The organism is Gulosibacter sediminis, from assembly GCF_030011715.1.
Taxonomy (GTDB): Bacteria; Actinomycetota; Actinomycetes; order Actinomycetales; family Microbacteriaceae; genus Gulosibacter; species Gulosibacter sediminis.
This window is the reverse complement of sequence record NZ_JASCYH010000002.1, coordinates 19,673-44,581: the sequence shown is the minus strand read 5'-3', so window position 1 is coordinate 44,581 and position 24,909 is coordinate 19,673. Positions and strand designations below refer to the sequence as shown.

Annotated in this window: 23 protein-coding genes; 16 read left to right on the top strand and 7 right to left on the bottom strand. The window is 67.4% G+C overall.

What is annotated here, in order from left to right:
* Positions 1 to 21: 21 nt before the first annotated feature.
* From QM019_RS01395 to paaZ, 3 genes are read left to right on the top strand one after another with little or no spacing between them, the layout of a single operon-like run.
* Positions 22 to 840, top strand: coding sequence for an enoyl-CoA hydratase/isomerase family protein (locus QM019_RS01395; protein WP_282851568.1), 819 nt, complete (start codon positions 22 to 24; stop codon positions 838 to 840).
* Positions 837 to 1,691: a 3-hydroxyacyl-CoA dehydrogenase family protein gene (locus tag QM019_RS01390; protein WP_282851567.1), complete on the top strand. Its 855-nt coding sequence runs from the start codon at positions 837 to 839 to the stop codon at positions 1,689 to 1,691. Before QM019_RS01395 ends, QM019_RS01390 begins: the two co-directional genes overlap by 4 nt.
* A gap of 42 nt (positions 1,692 to 1,733) precedes the next feature.
* Positions 1,734 to 3,839 carry a phenylacetic acid degradation bifunctional protein PaaZ gene (gene paaZ / locus QM019_RS01385; RefSeq protein WP_282851566.1) on the top strand — a complete coding sequence of 702 codons (2,106 nt, stop codon included), beginning with the start codon at positions 1,734 to 1,736 and terminating at the stop codon, positions 3,837 to 3,839.
* 15 nt (positions 3,840 to 3,854) lie between these two features.
* On the opposite strand, the gene QM019_RS01380 is transcribed toward paaZ, so the two are convergent.
* The 3 genes from QM019_RS01380 to QM019_RS01370 form a co-directional block, all read right to left on the bottom strand.
* Positions 3,855 to 4,472, bottom strand: coding sequence for a TetR/AcrR family transcriptional regulator (locus tag QM019_RS01380; RefSeq protein ID WP_282851565.1), 618 nt, complete (start codon positions 4,470 to 4,472; stop codon positions 3,855 to 3,857).
* A 91-nt stretch (positions 4,473 to 4,563) separates the two neighbouring features.
* Complete coding sequence (locus QM019_RS01375) at positions 4,564 to 5,913, bottom strand: AMP-binding protein (RefSeq protein ID WP_428831944.1); 1,350 nt, start codon at positions 5,911 to 5,913, stop codon at positions 4,564 to 4,566.
* Positions 5,914 to 5,963: 50 nt separating this feature from the next.
* A complete protein-coding gene (locus QM019_RS01370) occupies positions 5,964 to 6,446 on the bottom strand; it encodes a PaaI family thioesterase (RefSeq protein WP_125105792.1) in 483 nt (160 codons plus the stop codon).
* Between the two features lie 173 nt (positions 6,447 to 6,619).
* Between QM019_RS01370 and paaA the strand changes: the two genes are divergently transcribed.
* The 6 genes from paaA to QM019_RS01340 are packed head-to-tail and all read left to right on the top strand — an operon-like array spanning position 6,620 to position 11,334.
* The gene (gene paaA, locus QM019_RS01365; RefSeq protein WP_428831943.1) at positions 6,620 to 7,603 is read left to right on the top strand and encodes a 1,2-phenylacetyl-CoA epoxidase subunit PaaA; all 984 of its coding nucleotides are present in this window, start codon (positions 6,620 to 6,622) and stop codon (positions 7,601 to 7,603) included.
* Positions 7,604 to 7,661: 58 nt separating this feature from the next.
* On the top strand, positions 7,662 to 7,979 hold the full coding sequence (paaB, locus tag QM019_RS01360) for a 1,2-phenylacetyl-CoA epoxidase subunit PaaB (RefSeq protein ID WP_193127771.1): 318 nt from the start codon (positions 7,662 to 7,664) through the stop codon (positions 7,977 to 7,979).
* Positions 7,976 to 8,803 carry a 1,2-phenylacetyl-CoA epoxidase subunit PaaC gene (paaC, locus tag QM019_RS01355; protein WP_282851564.1) on the top strand — a complete coding sequence of 276 codons (828 nt, stop codon included), beginning with the start codon at positions 7,976 to 7,978 and terminating at the stop codon, positions 8,801 to 8,803. The genes paaB and paaC overlap by 4 nt, the downstream gene beginning before the upstream one ends.
* A gap of 8 nt (positions 8,804 to 8,811) precedes the next feature.
* Positions 8,812 to 9,348, top strand: a complete 537-nt coding sequence (gene paaD, locus QM019_RS01350) for a 1,2-phenylacetyl-CoA epoxidase subunit PaaD (protein WP_193127773.1) — start codon at positions 8,812 to 8,814, stop codon at positions 9,346 to 9,348.
* Positions 9,348 to 10,541, top strand: coding sequence for a 1,2-phenylacetyl-CoA epoxidase subunit PaaE (gene paaE / locus QM019_RS01345; RefSeq protein WP_282851563.1), 1,194 nt, complete (start codon positions 9,348 to 9,350; stop codon positions 10,539 to 10,541). Before paaD ends, paaE begins: the two co-directional genes overlap by 1 nt.
* A gap of 10 nt (positions 10,542 to 10,551) precedes the next feature.
* Positions 10,552 to 11,334: an enoyl-CoA hydratase/isomerase family protein gene (locus tag QM019_RS01340; RefSeq protein ID WP_282851562.1), complete on the top strand. Its 783-nt coding sequence runs from the start codon at positions 10,552 to 10,554 to the stop codon at positions 11,332 to 11,334.
* Between the two features lie 10 nt (positions 11,335 to 11,344).
* On the opposite strand, the gene QM019_RS01335 is transcribed toward QM019_RS01340, so the two are convergent.
* On the bottom strand, positions 11,345 to 13,807 hold the full coding sequence (locus tag QM019_RS01335; protein WP_282851561.1) for a DNA gyrase/topoisomerase IV subunit A: 2,463 nt from the start codon (positions 13,805 to 13,807) through the stop codon (positions 11,345 to 11,347).
* Between the two features lie 76 nt (positions 13,808 to 13,883).
* Here QM019_RS01335 and QM019_RS01330 point away from each other — a divergent pair, with 76 nt between their 5' ends.
* Entirely contained in the window at positions 13,884 to 15,023 is a 1,140-nt protein-coding gene (locus QM019_RS01330; protein ID WP_282851560.1) for an alkaline phosphatase family protein, read from the top strand.
* Positions 15,024 to 15,045: 22 nt separating this feature from the next.
* On the opposite strand, the gene sepH is transcribed toward QM019_RS01330, so the two are convergent.
* Positions 15,046 to 16,107 (bottom strand): septation protein SepH, encoded by a 1,062-nt coding sequence (gene sepH / locus QM019_RS01325; RefSeq protein ID WP_125105799.1) that lies wholly within the window; start codon positions 16,105 to 16,107, stop codon positions 15,046 to 15,048.
* 192 nt (positions 16,108 to 16,299) lie between these two features.
* Between sepH and QM019_RS01320 the strand changes: the two genes are divergently transcribed.
* The gene (locus tag QM019_RS01320) at positions 16,300 to 16,596 is read left to right on the top strand and encodes a DUF4193 domain-containing protein (protein ID WP_125105800.1); all 297 of its coding nucleotides are present in this window, start codon (positions 16,300 to 16,302) and stop codon (positions 16,594 to 16,596) included.
* Between the two features lie 24 nt (positions 16,597 to 16,620).
* Here the strand turns inward: QM019_RS01320 and QM019_RS01315 are convergent, their stop codons facing one another.
* Positions 16,621 to 17,079, bottom strand: a complete 459-nt coding sequence (locus tag QM019_RS01315) for a DUF3093 domain-containing protein (protein ID WP_282851559.1) — start codon at positions 17,077 to 17,079, stop codon at positions 16,621 to 16,623.
* Between the two features lie 91 nt (positions 17,080 to 17,170).
* Between QM019_RS01315 and dut the strand changes: the two genes are divergently transcribed.
* The 5 genes from dut to dxs all read left to right on the top strand — a co-directional run bounded on the left by dut (position 17,171) and on the right by dxs (position 24,008).
* Positions 17,171 to 17,653: a dUTP diphosphatase gene (gene dut / locus QM019_RS01310; RefSeq protein ID WP_282851558.1), complete on the top strand. Its 483-nt coding sequence runs from the start codon at positions 17,171 to 17,173 to the stop codon at positions 17,651 to 17,653.
* Positions 17,640 to 18,386 (top strand): DUF3710 domain-containing protein, encoded by a 747-nt coding sequence (locus QM019_RS01305; protein WP_282851557.1) that lies wholly within the window; start codon positions 17,640 to 17,642, stop codon positions 18,384 to 18,386. The genes dut and QM019_RS01305 overlap by 14 nt, the downstream gene beginning before the upstream one ends.
* Positions 18,387 to 18,401: 15 nt before the next feature.
* On the top strand, positions 18,402 to 19,163 hold the full coding sequence (locus QM019_RS01300; protein ID WP_282851556.1) for a DUF3159 domain-containing protein: 762 nt from the start codon (positions 18,402 to 18,404) through the stop codon (positions 19,161 to 19,163).
* Positions 19,164 to 19,236: 73 nt separating this feature from the next.
* The gene (acnA, locus tag QM019_RS01295) at positions 19,237 to 21,933 is read left to right on the top strand and encodes an aconitate hydratase AcnA (RefSeq protein ID WP_428831949.1); all 2,697 of its coding nucleotides are present in this window, start codon (positions 19,237 to 19,239) and stop codon (positions 21,931 to 21,933) included.
* 104 nt (positions 21,934 to 22,037) lie between these two features.
* Entirely contained in the window at positions 22,038 to 24,008 is a 1,971-nt protein-coding gene (gene dxs / locus QM019_RS01290) for a 1-deoxy-D-xylulose-5-phosphate synthase (protein ID WP_282851554.1), read from the top strand.
* Here the strand turns inward: dxs and QM019_RS01285 are convergent.
* Positions 23,962 to 24,855 (bottom strand): hypothetical protein, encoded by an 894-nt coding sequence (locus tag QM019_RS01285; protein WP_282851553.1) that lies wholly within the window; start codon positions 24,853 to 24,855, stop codon positions 23,962 to 23,964. The genes dxs and QM019_RS01285 overlap by 47 nt on opposite strands.
* Positions 24,856 to 24,909 lie beyond the last annotated feature (54 nt).

The following is a 24,909-nucleotide window of genomic DNA, read 5'->3' as shown; positions in this document are numbered from 1 at the left end:
TCGAAGAACTGGAGCACCTCCATGACGATTTCCGACCTCGTCGCGCGCGCGGCCGCATTCGAACGGCTTGGCGTCGACGTTGCCGCCGACCGCGTCATCGTGACCCTCGACCACGCGCCCACCCGCAACGCGATCGACCAGCAGATGGTCGATGAGCTGCACGTCCTGTGCGGCGAGCTCGAGCGCGAGCCACGCATCCTCATCATCACCGGCGCCAACGGCATCTTTGCCTCGGGCGCCGACATCGCGCAGCTGCGCGAGCGTCGCCGCGACGACGCCCTCGCGGGCATCAACTCGACGATCTTCGACCGCATCGCGAAGCTGCCGATGCCGGTCATCGCCGCGATCGAGGGCTACGCCCTGGGCGGCGGAGCGGAGCTCGCGTACGCGGCGGACTTCCGCATCGCGACCCCCAATGTGAAGCTCGGCAACCCCGAGACCGCGCTCGGCATCATGGCCGCGGCGGGCGCCACCTGGCGGCTCAAGGAACTCGTGGGGGAGCCACTCGCGAAGGAGATCCTGCTCGCGGGACGTCAGCTCGGCGCTGACGAAGCGCTCGCCTGCCATCTCATCACCGAGGTGCACGAGGCCGCGTCGCTGCTCGACGCGGCGAACGTGCTGGCCGACCGCATCGTGAAGCAAGACCCGCTCGCGGTGCGCATCTCGAAGTCGGTCTTCCACCTACCTCGTGAGGCCCACCCGGTCGTCGACACGCTCGCCCAGGGCATGCTGTTCGAATCGCAGCAGAAGTTCGAGCGCATGCAGGCCTTCCTCGACCGACGCGAGGCGAAGCGAGCAGCCAGTGCGGCCGAAAACGAGAGCAAGGAGAGCAAGTCATGAGCACATCCGTGCTTCCCGCCCGCGTTGGCGTCATCGGCGGCGGGCGCATGGGCGCCGGCATCGCCCACGCGTTCCTCATCAACGGCGCCGACGTCGTCGTACTTGAGCGCGATGAGGCCGCCGCTGCGGCGGCGCACGATCGCGTGGTCGAGAGCGTCGCGAAGTCGATCCAGCGTGGATTTGAGCTCGACGCCGAGGTCACGGCCGCGCGGCTCCGCACGGCGGTCGACTACTCGGCGCTCGCCGACCGTGACCTGGTCGTCGAGGCGGTGTTTGAAGACTTCGCGGTGAAGCGGGATGCGCTGCGCGCGGCCGAGGCGCAACTGCGCGCCGACGCGACGCTCGCGTCAAACACCTCGTCGATCTCGCTCGACAGCCTCGCGGCGGAACTTAAGCGTCCCGAGCAGTTCCTCGGGCTGCACTTCTTCAACCCGGTGCCCGCGTCGACGCTGATCGAGGTCGTTATCGCCTCGGCCACGTCGGCGGCGCTACGCGAGGCGGCGCCCGAGTGGGTGCGCGCGCTCGGCAAGACGCCGGTCGTTGTGCGGGACTCGCCCGGCTTCGCCTCGTCGCGCCTCGGCGTCGCGATTGCACTCGAGGCCATCCGCATGGTCGAGGAGGGCGTCGCGAGCGCCGAGGACATCGACGCCGCGATGGAGCTCGGGTACAAGCACCCGCAGGGGCCACTGAAGACGACCGACATCGTTGGCCTCGACGTGCGCCTCGGCATCGCCGAGTACCTCGCCGAGCACCTCGGCGAGCGCTTCGCCCCGCCGCAGCTGCTGCGCGACAAGGTGGCTCGCGGCGAACTCGGCCGCAAGAGCGGCCGCGGCTTCTACGACTGGAATTAGGCGCGTCGGCACCCTCGCCGCCGCGGAGAGGACACAGCAACCATGACCCAGGTCAGCAACACCATCGACTTTGTGCCGAGCTACGTGCGCGATGAATGGTGGACGCCGTCCGGCGAAACCGCCGGGCAGCTCGTGCGGGATGCCGCGACGGGTGACGTGATCGCGCAGGTCTCGACCGACGGCCTCGACCTCGCCGAGGTGGTGGAGTACGCGCGCACGGTCGGTCGGGCCGGGCTTGGCGCGTTCACGATTCACCAGCGAGCGATGATCCTGAAGCAGCTCGCGCTGCTGCTCACCGAGCGCAAACCCGAGCTCTACGAACTCTCGATGCGCAGCGGTTCGACCAAGGTCGACAACTTCATCGACATCGACGGCGGTATCGGCGTGCTCTTCACGATGAGCTCGAAGGCACGACGCGAGCTGCCGAACTCGAATGTCGTCATCGACGGGCAGCTCGAGCAGCTGTCGAAAGACGGCTCCTTCGTCGGCGAGCACATCTACGCCCGCACGCCCGGCATCACCGCCGAGATCAACGCCTTTAACTTCCCCGTCTGGGGCATGCTCGAGAAGTTCGCCCCGGCGTTCATCGCGGGCGTGCCGTCGATCGTGAAGCCCGCGACGCCAACGGGGTACATCACCGAAGCCTGCGTGCGCATCATGGTCGAGTCCGGGCTGCTGCCCGACGGTTCGCTGCAGCTCGTCTCGGGCTCGGCGCGTGAGCTGCTCGACCACCTCGACTTCCGCGATTCCGTCGCCTTCACGGGCTCGAAGTCGACGGCTGACAAGCTGCGACAGCACCCGAACGTTGCCGAGGGAGGCCTGCGCTTCAACGCCGAGGCCGACTCGCTCAACGCGGCGATCCTCGGCGACGACGCGACGGCCGACTCGCCCGAATTCGAGTCGTTCGTACGTTCTGTGGTGACCGAGGTGCAGGCGAAGGCGGGGCAGAAGTGCACCGCGATTCGTCGCGTGATTGTGCCGAACGCGCTTGTCGAGCCGGTCATCAACGCGATCGCGCAGCGCCTCGACGAGAAGGTCCGCGTGGGCGACCCCCGCGCCGAGGGTACGACGATGGGCGCGCTCGCGTCGCTCGAGCAACTGCACGACGTGCAGGATGCGGTCGACCGCCTGATCTCGGGCGGCGGCGAAGTCGTCTACGGCTCGAACGAGCGCGATGAGGGTGCCACTGCGGCCTTCATGTCGCCGGTCGTGCTTAAGTGGGATGACAACCGCGCGGAGGCACTCCACGGGACCGAGGCGTTCGGGCCGGTCACCTCGGTCACGGGCTACGACACGCTCGACGAGGCCGTCGAACTCGCGGCGCTCGGCGCGGGCTCGCTCGTTGCGACGATCGCGACGAACGACCCCGAGGTGGCACGCACGCTGACCACCGGCATCGCGGGCTACCACGGTCGCGTGCACCTGCTCAACCGCACGACGGCGAAGACCTCGACCGGGCACGGCTCGCCGATGCCGCACCTCGTGCACGGCGGCCCGGGCCGCGCCGGTGGCGGCGAAGAGCTCGGCGGCGTGCGCTCGATCTTCCACTACATGCAGCGCAGTGCGATCCAAGGCTCGCCCGATCTGCTCACCGCGGTGACGGGCCAGTGGCACACCGGCGCGGCCCAGCAGCGTGTCGGCGCGCCGAGCTACGGCGGCACGCCCGAGGGCGAGAACGGGGCGGTGCATCCGTTCCGCAAGTCGCTCGAGACGCTGCGCCTCGGCGATGCGTTCGTGTCGGAGCTGCGCCAGGCGACGCTGCAGGAGATCACCGATTTCGCGAACACGACCGGCGACATCTTCTACGCACACACCAATGCGGAGGCGGCCGAGGCGAACCCGTTCTTCCCAGGCATCGTCGCGCACGGCTACCTGCTCATCAGCTGGGCAGCCGGCCTCTTTGTCGCTCCCGGTCGCAGCGCCGTCTACGCGAACTACGGCATGGAGCGGCTGCGGTTCATCACCCCGGTCGGCGTCGATGACTCGGTGCGCGTCGAGCTCACGGCGAAGCGCATCACCCCGCGTGAGACCGAGGCCTACGCCGAGGTCGTGTGGGATGCGGTGCTCCGCAACCAAGACGACGAGCTCGTCGCAACCTACGACGTGCTCACCCTCGTCGCGAAGCGCGAGGAACAGGCGCTCGGCTAGGCGACGTATGCGAAGCTATGAGCTTCGCGCACGCAGGCCCTGGAAGACCAACCGCACGACGAGGTCGCCCAGGGCCTGTCCGTTGAGCGGGCCGTCGGTGCGGTACCACTCGGTGATCGAGTTGATCATGCCGAAGACGAGCCGTGTCGCCGCGCGAGGGTCGATGTCGGCGCGAATGTTCTCTTCGTCGGCCACATCCTGCATCAGTTGGGCGACCGCGCGGTCGAAGTGGCGTCGGCGCTCGAGCACGCGGCGCTCGAGCTCGGTGTTGCCGCGCAGCCGCAGCAGTAGGGTCACCTCGGCGAGCTCCCCTGTTAGTACCGTGACGGTGGCGCGCATGACGAACTCGAGCCGGTCAACAACGTCGCCGGTCACGGCCTGCGGGTCGTCGAGCACGGCCTCGAGCGCGCCCATGGCATGGTCGAGCGCGGCGGCGAGCAGTTCTTCCTTGCTGCGCACGTGGTGGTAGATCGCCGACTTCGAGACACCGAGCTGGTCGGCGATCATGCCGATCGTCGTGGCCTCGTAGCCGTGCTCGTTGAACAGGCGCACGGCCGCTGAAATGACGTCGTCGCGATCGTTGCCGGGGCGGCCGCGGCGGGGCGCGTCGGGCTTGGTGCTGGAGATACTCATGTCTGGGGCAATCCTAGGCGGGAATGGGAGCGACGGGCACGTACGCAAACGGGACCCGCTGGTGTGGCGGGTCCCGGATGCGGTGGTCGCGTTAGCGCGTGAGCGGGCGGTAGTGGTCGGGTAGCTCCGACTGCCGCCGGTCGCGGTAGTCGAAAATGCGCTTCGCTTTGCCCTCGGAACGGGCGACGGTGTTCGGGTCGACGATGTGGATGCGCACCGAGGAGCCGATGCGGATCTTGATGTCCTGGCGCAGGTGCTCGCCGCAGGCCTGGGCCTCAGCCATGGTGAACTCGGGGCGACGCTCGATCACGACCGTGAGCTCGTCCATCCGCTTCGGGCGCGTGAGCTCGAGGTGGTAGTACGGGCTGAGCGCGCGCTGGCCGAGCGCGAGCTCCTCGATCTGCGACGGGAACATGTTCACGCCGCGCAGGATGATCATGTCGTCGGTGCGGGTTGCGACCTTCTTCATGCGGCGCATGTTCGGGCGGGCGTCGCCTGGCAGCAGCGTCGAAAGGTCCTTCGTGCGGTAGCGGATGATCGGCATGGCCTCTTTGGTGAGCGAGGTGAACACGAGCTCACCGATCTCACCGTCTGGCAGCACCTTCGTGAGGTCGTCCTTGTCGACGATCTCGGGGCGGAAGAGATCCTCCCAGATCGTCGCACCGTCTTGATGCTCGACCGACTCGCCCGCCATGCCGGGACCCATGAGCTCCGACAGGCCGTAGATGTCGATGGTCTTGAGGTCGAAGCCGCGCTCGATCTCGGCGCGCATCTGCTCGCTCCACGGCTCGGCGCCGAGGATCGCGATCTCGAGCGAGGTGTCGCGGGCATCGAGGCCCTGCTGATGCATCTCGTCGAGGATCGTCAGCAGATACGAGGGTGTACACATGATGATGCGTGGCGAGAAGTCCCGAATCATCTGAATCTGGCGCGAGGTCTGGCCGCCCGACATCGGCACGACCGTAAGGCCGGCCGCTTCGATGCCGGCGTGGGCGCCGAGACCGCCGGTGAACAGGCCGTAGCCGTAGGCGTTATGGACGATGTCGCCCTTCCGGGCGCCGGCGAGTCGCATGACGCGGGCGACGGCGCGGGCCCAGCGGTCGAGGTCGCCCTCGGTGTAGCCGACCACGGTCGGGCGCCCGGTCGTGCCCGACGATGCGTGCACACGGCGCACCCGCTCCATCGGCACGGCGAAAGTGCCGAACGGGTAGTTCTCGCGGAGATCTTCCTTCGTCGTGAACGGGAACTTCGCGAGGTCGGCAAGCTCCTGCAGATCGTCGGGCGTGACGCCGGCCTCGTCGAACTTTTTGCGGTACATCGGCACGTTCTCGTACGCGTGACGCACGGTCCACTTGAGGCGCTCGAGCTGCAGTGCGTCGAGCTCCTCACGGCTCATCTGCTCTTCGGGGTCGAGCGTGTCGAGATCAAATTTCTGGTCCACGGGAAATCGTTGCCTTCTCAGATCGATTGGTGGGGGAGTGGAGGCGGTGGCTACTCGGGCTTGCGGATGGTCCGGCAGCGGCCGCGGAAGAGGGCGATGCGTTGTGCCTCGGTGTCGTCGGGGCTCTGCGCGAAGATTTCGATGTCGCAGATGCCGCTTCGGGCCTGGTGCTGCATCTCGGCGCGAGCGGTGAGGGTTTGCCCCTGCGTCGCTTGGCGGAGGAAGTTGATGTCGACTCCCTGCGCGACCGTGATGGTGCCGTCGTCCTCGGGTGGATTGCACGCGAGAGCGAACGCCGTGTCGGCGAACGCGAACACCATGCCACCGTGGGCGATGCCAAATCCGTTGAGCATCTCCTGGCGAAGCTCCATCTCGATCTCGACCTTGCCGGGCGCGTACGAGCGCACGCGAATGCCCATCCACTTGCTCGCAAAATCGTCCTGCAGGATGCGGTGGGAGGATGCGAGCTCGTCGAACGTGGGGGTGGATTCGACAGCGGAATTCCTGGTGGTCGGCGACGGTGCCTGGGTCATGGGTTCACTCCTTCGTGAATTCCTGAACAGTCTTACAGAAAATTCGAAATATCGCTGAGAGTCGGCTGCTTGACCTTTCGAGTGGAACACATATACTGAACGCACGTTCTGTAATTGCTGACGTGTAGTCGCGTGCGCCCACGCGGCCACCGCCAAGTCGAAGGAGACACACAGTGACGAACAATGTGACCGAGCTGCCCGGCCGCGACGAACTCGACCTCGAGCGGGCGCAGACGTACTTTGACCAGCTCATCGCTGACGACACGCGCGTCGAACCGGCCGACTGGATGCCCGACGCCTACCGCAAGACCCTCACGCGCCAGATGGCCCAGCACGCGCACTCCGAGATCATCGGCATGCAGCCCGAGGCGAACTGGATCACCCGAGCCCCGTCGCTGAAGCGCAAGGCGATTCTCACCGCCAAGGTGCAGGACGAGGCCGGCCACGGCCTCTACCTCTACTCGGCCGCTGAGACGCTCGGCACTCCGCGCGACGTCATGACCGAGCAGCTCATCTCTGGCAAGGCGAAGTACTCGTCGATCTTCAACTACCCGGCCCGCACCTGGGCCGACATGGGCGCGATCGGCTGGCTCGTCGACGGTGCCGCGATCTGCAACCAGGTGCCGCTGTGCCGCTGCTCGTACGGACCGTACGGCCGCGCGATGGTGCGCATCTGCAAGGAAGAGTCGTTCCACCAGCGCCAGGGCTGGGAGATCCTCTACTCGCTCTCGAACGGCACGCCCGCGCAGAAGCAGATGGCGCAGGAGGCCGTGAACCGCCTCTACGGCCCCGCGCTGCAGATGTTCGGCCCGCCGGACGACCAGTCGCCGAACTCGCAGCAGTCGATGGATTGGAACATCAAGCGCTTCTCGAACGACGTGCTGCGCCAGCGCTTCATCGACATGATCGTGCCGCAGGCCGAGGCGCTCGGCCTGACCTTGCCCGACCCCGAGCTCAAGTGGAACGAGGAGCGCGGCCACTACGACTTTGGCGAGCTCGACTGGACCGAATTCTTCGACGTCATCAAGGGCCACGGCCCCGCGAACGCGCAACGCCTTGCCCGCCGCAAGGAGGCACACGAGAACGGCGCCTGGGTGCGCGAGGCTGCCGCGGCTTACGCCGCGAAGCAGGCCGACGTCGCCACCCGCGTGGCGTAGCCCGTACTAGTTTTCTCGTTGCGGTGGAGCACCGCGACGACTCGATGGAGAGTGTGAAATGTCCGAAACGACCGAATCCGTTCAGCCCGCGGGCCGCAACGAGTGGCCGCTCTGGGAAGTGTTCGTCCGTTCGTCGCGTGGCCTGAGCCATGTACACGCTGGCTCGCTGCACGCGCCCGACGAACACATGGCTCTGCGCAACGCGCGCGACCTGTACACCCGTCGCAACGAGGGCGTTTCGCTCTGGGTGGTGCGCAGCACCGACATCACCGCGAGCGACCCCGACCACAAGGACTCCTACTTTGAGTCGTCGCAGGGCAAGAACTTTCGCCACGCGACCTATTACACGAAGTCCGAAGGGGTGAAGCACCTGTGAGCGGCTCGGGCTTTGATTCCGCGACCCTCATCTCGGCCGGCTACGCGCTTACGAGCGAGGAGCTGATCCAGCGCGATGTGCAGGCGAGCGAGGATGTCGCGCAGTACGCGCTACGACTCGGCGACGACGCGCTGATTCTCGCGCAGCGCAACCTCTGGTGGGTTGCCCGCGCGCCCGAGCTCGAGGAAGACATCGCGCTGAGCAACATCGCGCTTGACCTGCTCGGCCACGCGCGCGTGCTGCTCACCTATGCGGGCAGCGCGTGGGGCAAGAGCGAGGATGACCTCGCTTACTTCCGCGAGGAAGAGGAGTTCCGCAGCCTGCACCTTGTCGAGCTCGAGAGCGAGGACTTCGGTCGCACCATCGCCCGGCAGCTTGTCTGGGCCCACTACGGCTTCGAGCTCTTCTCGCGCCTATCGCACTCGCAGGACGAGATTCTCGCGGCGATCGCGCAGAAGGCCGCGAAGGAGTACGACTACCACGTCGACCACGCCGAGCAGTGGACGCTGCGACTCGGCATCGGTACCGAAGCGGCGAACGCTCGACTGCAGGCGGGGCTCGACTACATCGCGCCCTACCTCGACGAACTGTTCGACGACGAGGAGCTGCACGATCGCCTCGACGGCATCGCGCCGCGCCCATCCGCGCTGCGCGAGCCGGTGATGTCGCGCGTGACCTCGGTGCTAGCCGAGGCCGGACTCACGCTGCCCGAGGTGCCCCAGGCCCTCACCGGAGGCCGCCGCGGCGAGCACCGCGAGTCGCTCGGTTACCTCCTCGCCGAGATGCAGGTGCTGGCACGGAAGCACCCTGGCGCGAGCTGGTAGGTGGGGGCATGAACACGCAGGTGCATCCCCACACGTCGACGCGGCCCAGCGACGCCCGGGCGGGCGCGGTGTGGGACGTCGCCGCGCAGGTTGCCGATCCGGAGATTCCCGTGCTCACGATCGCCGACCTCGGCATCCTCCGCGATGCGCTCGTCGCCGACGACGGCACGGCGCAGGTGATCATCACGCCGACGTACTCGGGCTGCCCGGCGATGGGCACGATTAAGCAGGACCTCCTGCACGCGCTCGAGTCGGCCGGCTACGCCGACCCCGAGGTTGTGCTCGTGCTCGCGCCGGCCTGGAGCACCGACTGGATTACCGACGAGGGCAAGCGCAAGCTCGAGGAGTACGGCATCGCGCCGCCCTCCGGCCGCTCGGCCGTCGGCGCGCAGCGCGGCGCGACTCGCCTCTCGCTCTCGGTACGCTGCCCTCGCTGCGGGTCCATCCAGACCAACGAACTCAGCCGCTTCGGCTCCACCTCCTGCAAGGCGCTGTATCAGTGCGCCGAATGCAAGGAGCCCTTCGATTACTTCAAGGTGCACTAGTGACTGCTACGAATCTGAACAAATCCGACTCGTCGGCCGGCGAAGGCGCCGGCACGGGCAAGCGTCGTGCGACGTTTCACCCACTCGAGGTGTCGCAGGTGCGCAGGCTTACTGACAGCGCGGTCGAGGTGAGCTTCGCCGTGCCCGCCGAACTGCAGGACGAATACGACTATGTGGCGGGCCAGTACGTGGCGCTGCGCACCGAGATCGACGGCACCGAGATCCGCCGCAGCTATTCGATCTGCGAGGCGCCCACCCCGGGTGTGCTCAAGGTCGGCATCAAGAAAGACCTCGGCGGCGTCTTCTCGACCTGGGCGAATGAAGACCTCAAGGCGGGGGAGACGCTCGAGGTGATGAGTCCGCAGGGTGCGTTCATCTCGCAGCACCGGCTCACCGGCATGAACGATGCCGAGGCCGTTTCGGGCGAGGCGCTCGCGGCGGGGCGCACGCATTTCGTGGCGGCCGCAGCCGGCTCGGGCATCACGCCCATCCTCGCGATCGCGAAGACCCTGCTCGCGCATCCTGAGACGACGCTCGACCTGATTTACGCGAACCGTTCCGCGAGCGAGGTGATGTTCCTCGAGGAGCTCGCTGACCTCAAGGACCGCTACCCGTCGCGGCTCGCGATTCACCACGTGCTCTCGCGCGAGCAGCGCCAGGCGCCGATCTACTCGGGGCGCATCGACGCCGACCGCCTCGGCCAGATCTTCACGCACCTCATCGATGTCGACAAGGTCGACGAGTGGTTCCTCTGCGGGCCGTTCGAACTCGTGCAGCTCATCCGCGACGAGCTGGATGGCCGCAATGTGCCGGCCGCGAAGGTGCGCTTCGAACTGTTCTCGACCGGCCAGCCGGGCGAGGGCGCCCAGGGCAGCGCCGGGCGACCGGTCGAGGTCGACCCCGAGGGCGAGAACTTCGAGATCAGCTTCCAGCTCGACGGCCTGACCGGCGACGTGAAGTCGCCGAAGACCGCCCGCGAGACGGTGCTCAACGCGGCGCTGCGCGTGCGCGCCGACGTGCCGTTCGCCTGCGCCGGCGGGGTCTGCGGCACCTGCCGCGCGAAAGTCACCGAGGGCACCGTCGACATGGCCGAGAACTACGCGCTCGAGGCCGACGACGTCGAGCGCGGCTACGTACTGACCTGCCAGTCGCGACCGACGAGCGATCGCGTCGCGGTGGACTTCGACGCCTAGGAGGCACGCCGTGATTACGACCCAGGTGACCGACCGGGTGATTGAGATTGTCCTGGATGCGCCCGAGCGGCTCAACTCGCTCGGCTTCGGCGACCTTGAGGAGCTCGCGACGGCGATTCGGGCGGCGGCCTCGGCCGTCGACTCGGGCGAGATTGGCGCGCTGGTGCTGCGAGGCGAGGGCCGCGCATTCTGCGCTGGCCGCGACATCTCGGGCGTCGACCCCGCCGAGGACGACGTGATCGGCTATCTCGAGGGTGGCGTCGAGACGGTCATGCGCGCGCTCAGCGAGTTTCCCGCGCCGACATTCGCGGCGGTGCAAGGCGCCTGCCTCGGGGTCGGGCTCGGGCTCGCGCTCGCGTGCGACGTCGTTTACGTCGCCGAACGGGCGAAGCTTGGTTCGCCGTTTGCGAACCTCGGGGCGACGCTTGACTCGGGCGGGCACTGGCTGTTCACAGAGCGCCTCGGGCCGCATCGCACGCTCGACCTCATCTACACGGCCGAGTTCATGAGCGGCCGCGAGGCGGTCGAGCAGGGGCTGTTTAGCCGCTGGGTCGCCGACGTCGAACTGCTCGAATTCACGCGCGTGCGCGCGGCGAAGGCGGCCTCGGGAGCCAGGCTCGCGTTCAACGCCTCGAAGGAGCTCGTGCAGCAAATCCGCGATCAGCGAGTTGGCCTGTGGAAGTCTATGTCGGCCGAGAACCACGCGCAGGCAGACCTCTGCGCGACCGAAGACTATCGCGAGGGCTTCGCCTCGTTCCAGCAGAAGCGCAAGCCCACATTCACAGGCCGCTGACCAGCCCCGCCTAGGCGGGTTGGCCCATCGCGCGACCCACGTACGCGACCGTGCCCTCGAGCTTGGTGCCCGACGCATCCCGGCGGGCGACCAGCTCGGGCAGCTGACGAATCGCGCCGTCCTTCGCATTCGCGTGCGCGGGGCCTGGGCCGACCCAGCCGATCGCAAGGGCCGATTCGCCGCGCACGAAGCGCTGCGCGCGCACGCCGCCGGTGCCGCGGCCCTTGGTCGGGTACTCGGCGAGCGGGGTGACCTTCGCGCTGCCCTCGACGTCGGCGAACAGCGCTTCGTCGCTCGGTGGCTCGGCGATGGTCACGACGACCGCGTTGTCGCGCTGCGCCGAGGTAACGACCGAGAAACCGATGACCCGCGCGCCGTCGCTGAGCCGCACGCCGGCCATGCCGCCGGCGCCGATCCCTTGCGGACGCACGTTCGACGCCTCGAACCGCAGCAGCTGGGCGTCGGACGTGACGAACACAAGGTCGTCCGCGTCGTCGGCCCGGGCGGCGCCCACCACCTCGTCATCGCCCTTGAGCGCGATGGCCGAGAGCTCGTGCTGCTTGCCCCACTCGGCGGGGTTCACACGCTTGACGACGCCGTTGCGGGTGCCAATGGCGAGCGGCGTCGATACGCTCAACGGCACGAGGCCCACGATTCGCTCTGCCTTGTCGGTGATGCCGAAGTAGTCGCGCGCCATGACGCCACCGGTGAGCAGCACTGAGCTAGCCGGCGAGGCGGGCAGCGAGACGGCGGTCATGCGGTAGACGATGCCGCGGTTCGTTACGGCACCGATGTCGCTCAGCGTGGTGGTCGCGATCTCGGCGAGGATCGCGTCGTGCTTCGTGCGGCGCTTCGGGCGCACGAACGTCTCGCCCTCGGCCACGTTGACGCGCAGGATGCGTCCGCTCGCCGAGAAGATGACGCGGGTCGGGTCGTCGCTCGACTGCAGCGACGCCTCGCCCGACTTCGCGCTCTGCTTTGCCGCCCGAATCTCGGTGTCGTCGGCGATGAGCACGGTGCGGCGCGGCGTCGCAAACTGGTCAGACGTGTCGCTGAGTTCCTGGCTGACGGCCTGGCGCAGCAACTGCTCGTCGGCGAGGAGCGCCTCGAGGTCGGCAATCTTGCGTCGCAGCTCGTCGGCTTCGGTCTCGAGCTCGATGCGCGAGAACTTCGTGAGGCGACGCAGGCGCAACTCGAGGATGTATTCGGCCTGGCGTTCCGAAAGGTCGAAGACGAGCATGAGCCGGCTCCGGGCGGCCTCAGCGTCGTCGGACGACCGGATGATCTCGATGACCTCATCGATGTCGACGAGCGCGATGAGCAGGCCGTCGACGAGGTGCAGACGGTCCTTGTGCTTGTTCAAGCGGAACTGGCTGCGGCGCCGCACCGCGCTGATGCGGTGCTTGAGATACACGTCGAGCATCTCGCGTAGGCCGAGCGTCTTCGGCGCGGTGTCGACAATCGCGACGTTGTTGATGTGGAAGGAATCTTCGAGCGGGGTGTGCCGGTAGAGCTGTTCGAGCACGGCCTCGGGCGCAAATCCCGTCTTCAGCTCGATGACGAGCTTGAGGCCCGACTTGCGGTCGGTGAGGTCGGTGACCTGCGAGATGCCGGCAAGCTTTTTGGACTGCACGCCCTGCTTGATCTTTTCGATGACCTTCTCAGGGCCAACGAGGTACGGAAGCTCGGAGACGACGATGCCGAGGCGGCGGGCGGTGACGTGCTCGATCGATGCCGTCGCGCGCATGGTGAACGAGCCACGCCCGTTCGCGTAGGCGTCGCGTACACCGTCGAGGCCGACGATGCGGGCACCGCCCGGCAGATCGGGGCCGGGCACGTGCTCCATGAGGTCCTCGAGCGTGGCGTCGGGATGCGCGAGCAGGTGCCGCGCGGCCGAGATCACCTCGCCGAGGTTGTGCGGCGCCATATTCGTCGCCATGCCCACGGCGATGCCCGAGGCGCCGTTGACGAGCAGGTTCGGCCACGCCGAGGGCAGCACCTCCGGCTGCTGCAGCGAGTTGTCGTAGTTCGGCACGAAATCGACGACGTCTTCGTCGAGCGAGTCTGTGAGAGCAAGGGCCGCGGCGGTGAGGCGGGCCTCGGTGTAGCGGGGCGCGGCGGGGCCGTCGTCGAGCGAGCCGAAGTTGCCGTGGCCGTCGACGAGCGGGACCCGCTGCACGAACGGCTGCGCGAGGCGCACGAGCGCGTCGTAGATCGCCGAGTCGCCGTGGGGGTGCAGCTTGCCCATGACGTCGCCGACGACGCGGGCCGACTTCACATGCCCGCGGTCGGGGCGCAGACCCATCTCGGTCATCTGGTAGAGGATGCGCCGCTGCACGGGCTTGAGGCCGTCGCGGGCGTCGGGCAGTGCGCGAGAGTAGATGACGGAGTAGGCGTACTCGAGGTACGACCCCTGCATCTCGCCCGAGACGTCAACGTCTTCAATGCGTTCGCCGTTTGCGCCCGTCGCCATTTGTTGCATCCACCTGCCTTGTCGCACGCCAAAACGGCGTTCCGGCCGGGCATTGCGAGTGTGAAAAGATACTCAGATGCCGTTTACGTTAGTGGAATCACCGGGTGATCAGCCGCTCCTCGCCGACGTGTTGCCCGATTGCCTTGCCGCGATGGGCGTGCCGTCGCCCGACGCGACGGGGCGGCTCGACCTCCCCGAAGTTCGCGGCGCCATCGTCATCCTCGTGGACGGCCTCGGGGCGCATCAGCTCCGGGCCCGCTCGGGGCATGCGCGCACGATCACGCGTGCCTGGAACGACGGCACCGCGCAAAGCTTCCCCTCAACCACGGTCTCGGGCATCACCTCGCTCACGACCGCGAGCCGGGCTGGTGACCACGGCATGGTCGCGTACTCGGTGTGGGACCGCGAGCAGCGCATGTACCTGAACCAGCTCTCGGGCTGGGGAACGAACATGCCGCCCGACACTTGGCAGCTGCGCGACACCGTGTTCGAGACGGTTCGTGGCGCGAGCCCCGTTGTCGTTTCGGTCGAGGATTACCGTGAGTCCGGGCTCACACTCGCGAGCCTGCGCGGCGCCGACTACCTCGGTGCCGAGACGATGCGCGATCGCAGTGAAGTGGCCGCGCAGGCGGCGCGCGAGCTCGCGCATCCGCTCATTTACCTGTACCACGCCGAACTCGACCAGACGGGCCACTCACAGGGGTGGGAGTCGGATGCGTGGACCGTGCGGCTCGAGGAGCTCGATGCGTCGATCGACCGCCTGCTCGAGCTCGTACCCGACGACATCGGGATTCTTCTGCTCGCCGACCACGGCATGGTCGATGTCGCTCGCGAGCGACAGCGCGACATTGACGACGCTTTGCCGAGCGACGTGGTTGCCGTCGCGGGGGAGCCGCGGCTGCGGCACATCTACCTGCCCGACGACGCCACCGACCTCGACCGCGAGGTGCTCGCGAGCCGGTTGCGAGCGGCCGAGGGCGACCTCGCCGTCGCGCTCACCCGCGACGAGGCGATCGCGCGCGGCTGGTACGGCGACGATGTCGACCCAGAGGTGTTCGACCGCATTGGCGACGTCGTGCTCGCGGCCGTCGGCGATGTCTCGTACTACGTGCGCCCCATGCCCGCGAGCATGCGCCAAATGATCGGCCAGCACGGCTCGGTCACACCGGAAGAGACAACGGTGCCGCTCGTACGCCTCGGGGCCTTCGTGCGCTAGCCGACTCGCGCGCGAGTCGGCGCTAGTCGTCAGTGCGAGTACCGAAGACGATTTCGTCCCACGTCGGCATCGCCGGGCGCGCGCCGGTGCGTTTGCGCGACTGCGACGGTGCCTGCTCGGCCTCGTCGACCGCGAGGTCGAGCTGGTTCGCGTCGTCGTCGAGCGCGACCGGATCGTGCTCGGGGTCGACCTCAGCCTCGGGCTCCGCCGGCGACTCGTCGGGCTGCGCGCTCGCGGCCGCGAACGGCGTCACGCGCGCCTGTGGCTCGGACGCGTCGGCCGGGCCGTCGATGACGAGCTCGTCGTCGTCCTGGTACTCGGCCATCTCGTCGTAGACCGTGTGCTGGCGCTCGCCGCGGCGGCGGCGCAGCTGCTCGAGCAGGTCGGCGGTCTCGTAGGTCGTGGCCGAGCTCGTGGCCTCGCTCGCTTCGGGCGCCGCGGGGGCGTCCTTCTCAGCGACGGGAATCACGCCCTCGGGATGCTCGTGGGCGACAGCGCGCAGGTGCGGCCCGCGCATGCCCTGCACCTCGCCCTGCTGCGACAGCGTGACGGCCGCGGGGGAGTCGGGGCGCAGCGCGTGGCCCTTCGTGTCGAACTTCCACAGCGCGTGGCGCTCGACGTCGCCCGTGACGAAGTTGAGGCCAACGTGCCAGCCGGTCTCGGGGTCGCGCCAGGCATCCCAGCGCACCTGCCGTGCCTCGAGCTGCTCGAGGCGCGCGTCGATCGCGACGCCGAAGCTCGTGGCCTCGCTCGAGAGCGGGTCAACCTGCTGCTGTAGTCGCACCGGCACCCCTCGCGCCTGTTCGACGATGTAGCCGCGCTCAGCAATGATCGGCGCCTCGAAGCGCTCGACCGTCTCACGGTCGGCGCCGGTCTCGGCCACGACCTCGTCGACCGTGTGGCCGGCGCGAATCAGCTGCTGGATCTCACGTGGCGGCACCTTCGGGCCGGCGCTGCGCACCTGGCGTTGCGGCCGGAGTGCGGCCTGCAGCGTGTCGTCGACACGAAGGCGGAATCGGTCACCGTTTTCGTTGGTGGCGAGCATCCAGCCGTCCTCGACGCTGACGAACCGCAGTTCCTGCATTTGAGCCTCCTCTATCGCCAAAAAGCTTCACAGATAAGCCCGAAAGAGTGCGGCAACTGGCTCGCGCGCCGCCGAAATATTCGCTCTCAGCGAGTTCCGCCCAAGGTCGCGTTGCGCGGGCTGCAAATGTCGTGCATAATTGCGCGCCAGCAGGGGTGTTTCCCTGCCACGTTCTTGAGCTATTGGATGGTAATGGCAACTGACTACGATGCCCCTCGTAAAACAGAAGAAGACACCGACTCGATCGAAGCGCTGAAGGAACGAGTACCCGCCTCGGCTTCCGCGAATGTCGACATCGACCAGGGTGATGGTGTTCACGGGTTTGACCTGTCGGACAGCGATCTCAGTGATATTGAGCTTGAGACCGTCGTGATTCCGCCGCAGGCCGACGAGTTCACCTGTATGGAGTGCTTCCTCATCAAGCACCGCTCGCAGCTCTCGTCGCACTCGACGCAGGGCAACCCGGTCTGTAAGGACTGCGCCGGCTAACTCACCGCCCGCGCGCTCAGTGGCTCAGCTTCGCTTCGGAAGCTGAGCCACTGCCGCATCCAGCGCCTTCGCAAGCTCCTTGGGGCGGCGGGTCGAGAACAGCCAGTAAGGGATCGGGTCGCGCTCGTCGGGGATCTCGACGCGCACGCTCGTGCGGACCCAGCCGCGCAGGCTCGTCCAGGCCCGCGCATCCAGGCCTGGACCCGCTGCGTGGCGGGCCGCTGGCACGGTCTCGTTGGCGGTGACGGCGCCGACATGGCGCAGCGGAATCTGGGCGGCGCCGACGCGCAGGGTCGCGTCGCTGACCTCGATGACGGGGGAGCTGCTGACGAGAAAGGCGACGTACCCGCCGTACAGGGCGATACCGAGGATCACGCCGACGAGGGTGTTGATCGGCAGAAATACCACGATCATCGCCGGCACAATGAGTGCCCCGGCGATGTACATCGAGAGGGACGGGGAGACTCGTTCGCGGTAATTCACCCTGCTATGCAATCACCGTCACCGCGTGGATTCCTGAGTTCTCGGTGCTCGATTCAATAGAGCTTTCCCCCGGTCGACTAGCCTACGTAGCGTGAGTGGCCACTACGACATCCCCTTTACCGGCACCCGGCCTTACCGGGCGAATCCGAACGACGCTGGCGCCGATTTGCTCTCGGCCGAGGAGCTGACCTTGCAACCGGGCGAGCGCGCGCTCGTTGGCACCGGCACCGCGATCGCGCTGCCGACCGGTACGGTCGGACTCGTCGCACCACGATCGGGTCTCGCCGCGAAGCATGGCATCACGATCGTGAATGCGCCGGGCGTCATCGACGCGGGATATCGTGGCGAGCTCAAGGTTTCGCTGCTGAATACGGATGCTCGCGAGCCGTACACGATCAACGTGGGCGACCGCATCGCCCAGCTACTAGTAGTGCCGATTCCCGCCGTCGTGTTCTCGCAGGTGGATGTGTTGCCCGAGGGTGAGCGCGGGGAAGCAGGATTCGGCTCGAGCGGATACGCGCACGGCGCGACCGCGACGCAGGCAGGAGAGGAGCCCGTGAATGGGTCTGTTTGACATGTTCCGCAAGCAGGAGGATGTGCCGAAGGCGGAGAAGCTCGTCGTCGAGGATGACGAGCTCGAGGTCGACGCCGAGACCGACGAGGCGGAGCCCGAGGAATTCGAGAAGGAGGCCCCGGCCGACCGTGCTGAGGAGGGCCCCTACGACGAGTCTGAGGCCGACGCCGCGACGAACCCGAGCGGCTACATCGACTTTGGCGCCCTGCGCATCCCTGCCCGCGAGGGGCTCGCGCTGCGCCTCGAGTTTCTCGAGAAGACGCGCCGGGTCATCGCCGTTGCACTCGACCTCAACGGCTCGACGCTGCAGGTGCAGGCGTTCGCCGCTCCGCGCTCGTCGGGCATCTGGGCGGATGTGCGCAGCAAGCTCAAGACGACCGTCACGCAGCAGGGTGGCGAGGTGACCGAGGTCGAGTCGGATCTCGGTACGGCGCTGCACACGTTCTTGCCACAGGTGGCGAACCAGAAGGGCGCCGCGCCGCGCCGCGGCGCCTTCTTCTACGGTGTCGACGGCCCGCGGTGGTTCCTCCGCGGTGTCGTGAGCGGTGCCGCGACCCGCGACGACGAGAAGCTCGAAGAGATGCTCGCGCTGTTCCGCGGCGTCATCGTGGTGCGTGGCGGCCGTGCTGCGCCGCCCCGCGACCTGCTCGAGCTCACGGTGCCGAAGGCGATGGCCGAGCAAATGCAGAAGCAAGCCGCCGCGCAGGCGGCGAAGCGCAAGCTTCAGGCCTAACGGAACAGTGACGACATGAGCGACGAACCGCGCGAGCGCGACACGGCGGCTGAGGGCCCGAGCGGCGACGAACTGCAGCAGAAGTTTGGCGCCGCCGCGCGCAACTCGGCGCTCGGCCGCGTCGCCGAGACCGACTCGATGTCGGCAGCGCTGCTCACCGCGATGGGCGGCTGGCGCGGCCTCGTCGAGGCGCTGCTGCCGGGCATCGCGTTCCTCGTGCTCTACGTGCTCACGAAGGACCTCTGGCTCTCGGTGGGCGTGCCCGCCGTGATCGGTCTCGCATTCGTTATCGTGCGCCTGGTGCGCCGCGAGCCGGCCGCATCCGCGGTCGGCGGCCTGCTCGGGCTCGTCGTCTCGGGGTTCCTCGCGCTGCGCAGTGGCGAGGGTACGCAGTACTTCGTTGTCGGGTTCTGGACCAACGGTGCCTACGCGGTCGGGCTGTTGCTCTCGATGCTCGTCCGCTGGCCGATCATCGGCGTCATCTCGGGTTTCCTGTTTGGCGACGGCACCAAGTGGCGCGCCTCGCGGCGGCTGATGTGGTGGATGCAGTTGGCGACTGGCGTCTGGGTCGCGTTCTTCCTGGCTCGCCTCGCGGTGCAGTTGCCGCTCTATTTTGCTGGCGCCGTCGAGGCCCTCGGGGTTGCCCGTTTGGTCATGGGGGCGCCCCTGTTCGCGCTCGTGATCGTGCTCACTGTGCTCTTTGTTCGCGCCGTATACCAAACCGCATCCGACCCCGCCAAGTCAGGCGAACCTAAGCAGAACCTGGCCGACGAATGAACTCGTCGCGCCCGCAAATACGGTAAGATCTCTCTAAGTCGAGATATCTTCCGGCAAGTCAAAGATTAGGAGCATCGTGACTGCTATCAATAGTTTCGGCGCCAAAGACGTTCTGAGCGTCGAGGGCACGGATTACGAGATTTTCCGCATCGACAAGGTTGCCGGCTACGAGAAGCTGCCTTTCAGCCTCAAGGTGCTGCTCGAGAACCTCCTTCGCACCGAAGATGGCGCGAACGTGACGGCCGAGCAGATCCAGGCACTCGGCTCGTGGGATGCCTCGGCCGAGCCGAACACCGAGATCCAGTTCACCCCGGCCCGCGTGGTGATGCAGGACTTCACCGGTGTGCCCTGCATCGTCGACCTTGCCACCATGCGCGAGGCCGTGAAGGACCTTGGCGGCAACCCCGAAACGATCAACCCGCTCGCACCCGCCGAGCTCGTGATCGACCACTCGGTTATCGCCGAGCTCTTCGGTAGCGACGACGCCTTCGAGCGCAACGTCGAGATCGAGTACCAGCGCAACGGTGAGCGCTACCAATTCCTCCGCTGGGGCCAGGGTGCCTTCGACGACTTCATGGTCGTCCCCCCGGGAACCGGCATCGTGCACCAGGTGAACATCGAATACCTGGCGCGCGTCGCCTTCGTGCGCGAGGTCGACGGCGTCAAGCAGGCCTACCCCGACACCCTCGTCGGCACCGACTCGCACACCACCATGGTGAACGGTCTCGGCGTGCTCGGCTGGGGCGTTGGCGGCATCGAGGCCGAGGCCGCGATGCTCGGCCAGCCCGTGTCGATGCTCATCCCCAAGGTCGTCGGCTTCAAGCTCAACGGCTCGATCCCCACCGGCGTGACCGCGACCGACGTCGTGCTCACGATCACCGACATGCTGCGCCAGCACGGCGTCGTCGGCAAGTTTGTCGAGTTCTACGGTGAGGGCGTCGGCCAGGTACCGCTCGCGAACCGCGCCACCATCGGCAACATGTCGCCCGAGTTCGGTTCGACCGCCGCGGTCTTCCCGATCGACGACGAGACGCTGAACTACCTCCGCTTCACCGGCCGCTCGGAAGCGCAGGTCAAGCTCGTTGAGGCGTACGCCAAGGAGCAGACGCTCTGGCACGACGCCGCCAACGAGCCGAACTTCTCGGAGTACCTCGAGCTCGACCTCTCGACCGTCGTCGCGTCGATTGCCGGCCCCCGCCGCCCGCAGGACCGCATCGAGCTCGACAACGCGAAGACGCAGTTCGAGAGCGACCTGAACAACTACGCTTCGGAGGCCTCGAAGCCCGTCACCGTCAGCAACAACGGTGCCGAGTTCGAGCTCGACCACGGCCACGTCGGCATCGCCGCGATCACCTCGTGCACGAACACCTCGAACCCCTCGGTCATGATGGCCGCGGGCATTCTCGCCCGTAATGCGGTCGAGAAGGGCCTGCAGTCGAAGCCGTGGGTGAAGACCACGCTCGCACCGGGCTCGAAGGTCGTCACGAACTACTACGACAAGTCGGGTCTCACGAAGTACCTCGACGACCTCGGCTTCTACCTTGTCGGCTACGGCTGCACCACCTGCATCGGTAACTCGGGCCCGCTCGATCAGCCGATCTCGGAGGCCATTAACGACAACGACCTCGCCATCACGGCGGTGCTGTCGGGTAACCGCAACTTCGAGGGTCGCATCAACCCCGATGTGAAGATGAACTACCTCGCGTCGCCGCCGCTCGTCGTGGCCTACGCCCTCGCCGGCTCGATGGACTTCGACTTCGAGAACCAGCCGCTCGGCCAGGACTCGGACGGCAAGGACGTCTTCCTCGCCGACATCTGGCCCGACGCGGCCGAGGTGCAGCAGGTCATCGACGAGTCGATCGACACTGAGATGTACACGAACGAGTACGCCTCGGTCTTCGAGGGTGACGACCGCTGGCGTTCGCTGCCGACCCCGGCCGGCTCGACCTTCGAGTGGGACTCGGAGTCGACCTACGTGCGCAAGCCCACGTACTTCGACGGCATGACGCTTGAGCTCACCCCGGTGGCCGACATCACCGATGCCCGCGTGCTCGTCAAGCTCGGCGACTCGACCACGACCGACCACATCTCGCCCGCGGGTTCGATCCCGGCCGCGAGCCCGGCAGGTCAGTACCTCACCGAGCACGGTGTGGAGCGTCGTGACTTCAACTCCTACGGCTCGCGCCGCGGTAACCACGAGGTCATGATTCGCGGTACCTTCGCGAACATTCGCCTGAAGAACCAGCTCCTCGATGGCGTCGAGGGCGGCTACACCCGCGACTTCACGCAGGCCGACGGCCCGCAGTCGTTCATCTACGACGCGGCGCAGAACTACGCGGCGCAGGGCACCCCGCTCGTCGTGCTCGGCGGCAAGGAGTACGGTTCGGGCTCGTCGCGTGACTGGGCTGCTAAGGGCACCAGCCTGCTCGGCGTTCGCGCGGTCATCGTCGAGAGCTACGAGCGCATCCACCGCTCGAACCTCATCGGCATGGGCGTTGTGCCGCTGCAGTTCCCGGCTGGCGAGTCGGCCGCATCGCTCGGCCTCGACGGCACCGAGTCGTTCTCGATCACGGGCCTCGAAGAGCTGAACAACGGCACGACCCCGAAGACCGTGCACGTCGTGGCAACCCCGACCGAGAACTCGGAGGCCGGTCGCGAGCCGGTCGAGTTCGACGCCGTCGTGCGCATCGACACGCCCGGTGAGGCCGACTACTACCGCAACGGTGGCATCCTGCAGTACGTGCTGCGCTCGCTCGTCGCGAACAAATAGTTCACCGCAGACCGCGTCGGCGGGTAGCCTTAAGGGCTGCCCGCCGACGCGGTTTTCCGCGCGCGGGCGGTAGAATTACTGCTTACGTGAAGAAGGGAGTCCGAATGGCGGAGCAGCTCTTGCCATCGATTAAGGGGCCCCGAGATCTTGACCGTCTCTCGCAGGCGGAGCTCGAGCAATTGGCGGAAGAAGTCCGCGCGTTCCTGATCGAGCACGTCAGCCGTACCGGCGGGCACCTTGGCCCGAACCTCGGCGTCGTTGAACTGACGCTCGCGATTCATCGCGTCTTCGACTCACCGAAGGACGCCGTGGTGTTCGACACGGGGCACCAGTCGTACGTGCACAAGCTGCTCACGGGGCGCCAGAACTTCGACGAGCTGCGTGAACGCGGCGGCCTCGCTGGCTACCCGCAGCGCGCCGAGTCTGAGCACGACATCGTCGAGTCGTCGCACGCCTCGAGCTCGCTGAGCTGGGCCGACGGCATCTCGCGCGCCTGGCAGGTCACCGGCCAGCGCGACCGCGCCGTCGTTGCCGTCGTCGGCGACGGCGCGCTCACGGGCGGCATGACCTGGGAGGCGCTGAACAACATCAGCGACGACAACTCGCGCCGCCTCGTCATCGTCGTTAACGACAACGGCCGCTCGTACGCGCCGACCATCGGCGGCATGGCCCGCTTCCTCAACCGCGTGCGCACCGACCGCACCTACACGAGTCTCCAGAAGTCCTCCGACCGTGCCTTCTCGCGCTTCGGCGGCAAGTTCGGCCGCAGCGTCTATCGCGCGGTGCGCGGCGGTCTGCACGGCTTCCTTTCGCGCTTCACGAACAACGAGTCGCTCTACTCGAACCTCGACGTCAAGTACCTCGGCCCGATCGACGGCCACGACGAGCGTGCCGTTGAAGAGGCACTGCGCCAGGCCCACGACTACGGGCAGCCCGTCATCGTGCACGTCATCACCGAGAAGGGGCACGGCTTCAAGCCGGCCACCGATGACGTGAACGACCAGTTCCACGCGGTCGGCCAGATCGACCCGATCACGGGCGAGCCGGTGGCCGAGTCAAGCGGGCAGTCCTGGACGGCCGTGTTTGGCGACGAACTCGTCAAGGTGGCCGACGAACGCGAGGACGTCGTGGGCATCACCGCGGCGATGCTGCGCCCGGTCGGCCTCGAACCGTTCGCGAAGAAGTACCCGAAGCGCGTGCACGACGTCGGCATTGCCGAGCAGCACGCGGTCACTTCGGCCGCCGGGATGGCCTTCGGCGGTCTGCACCCGGTCGTCGCGATCTACGCGACGTTCATGAATCGGGCGTTCGACCAGGTGCTCATGGATGTGGGCCTCCACCACGCGCCGGTCACCTTCGTGCTCGACCGCGCCGGCGTGACCGGCCCCGACGGACCGAGCCACCACGGCATGTGGGACTTGGCGCTGCTGCAGATCGTGCCGGGCATTCGGCTCGCCGCGCCGCGTGACGCGACGCGGCTGCGCGAGGAATTCCGCGAGGCGGTTGCCGTGGAAGACGGCCCCACCGTGCTGCGGTATTCGAAGGGCAAGGTCGGCGACGAGATCGAGGCGCTACGTCGGCTCGAGGATGGCGTCGACGTGCTGCATGTCGGCAGTCGTTCCGATGTCCTCATCGTCGCGGTTGGGTCGATGGCGGGCACCGCGATTGAGGTCGCACAGCGCGTCGAGGCGCAGGGCATCGGCGTCACCGTGGTCGACCCGCGCTGGGTCGTGCCCGTGCCCGAAAGCATCATCGCGCTCGCCAACGAGCACCGGCTCGTCATCACGCTCGAAGACGGCATCGTCGTCGGCGGCATCGGCACCCGGGTGCGACAAGACCTGCGCGCGGCCGAGGTCGACACGACGGTGACCGAGCTCGGCCTGCCCGACGAGTTCATCGACCACGCGAGCCGTGGCCAGATTCTTGAGGATGCGGGGCTCACGCCCCAGCAGATCGCGCGAAACGTCGTGGCACAGGTGCTCGGGTCACGCATTCCGCACGCGCGACCCGAACGCGTTGGCGGCTCGACTACGCCGGAAAGTCTGCTTCGCCCTCGGCAAGCACCTCACCAGTGATCGTGAGCCGGGTACCGACCGCACGGATGCGCGCATCCGTGAGCTCAATGCCCGCGGGCAGTTGCTCGTTGATGGCGATGGTTTCGGGAATGCGCCCGTCGCGCAGCACGATGCGTTCGACCGCCTTGTAGGCGAGCGCGAGCACGGGGTTCTTGCTCGAGAACTTCACCTGCTTGATGTGCAACACCATGTCATCGTCGATGCTCGCCTGCGCATCGACGATGATGCTCGCGCGCACGATGCCGTAGCCGCAACGCAAGGCGATGCGCACGTGGGCCTCGCGGTCGCTCGGGGCCTCGACCTCGGGCGTGAACTCGAGCAGCTTCACCTTCGCGTCGGCGCGCTCGAGCACCTCGCGCGCGAGCGGCTCGAAGTCGCGTGTGTCGACCTCGAACTGCGCCGAGGCGTGCCCCGGCTTGCCGTCGGCCGACTTGAGGTGCTCGACCCAGAGGCCGCCCTTCGCGTCCTCGAGCCAGGCGTAGCGGATGTTCTCTGCCGAGCCGGTCGCCCTGAGCTCGAGGGGCCCCAGCTTGAGCGGCTGCGCCGAGAAGGATGCCGCGTCGACCTGCACGATCGTGGGCGATACTGGCTTCGCGGGCTCGTCCGGCACCTCCTGCTCTCGCTCCTTCGCCTGCTCGACGAGCTGGCGCGGGCTGAGCTGCGTGCCCGAGAGGTCGAGGTCGAGGCGCTCGATGCGGGTGCCCTCGTCGTGCACCTGGCTCGTCATGCGAATCGTGTCGACCTGGGCCCGGGTGAGGGCGCCATCCTCGGCGATGATGTCGCGCAGGAGCGCATGGAGTGACTCCGAGTTGGTCGGGCGGGGCGAGTCGATGAGGTATTCACGCATGCCACGACGTTAGCCGACGGCAGTGGCCGCAAAACTGAGTCGGGAAAACGAAGC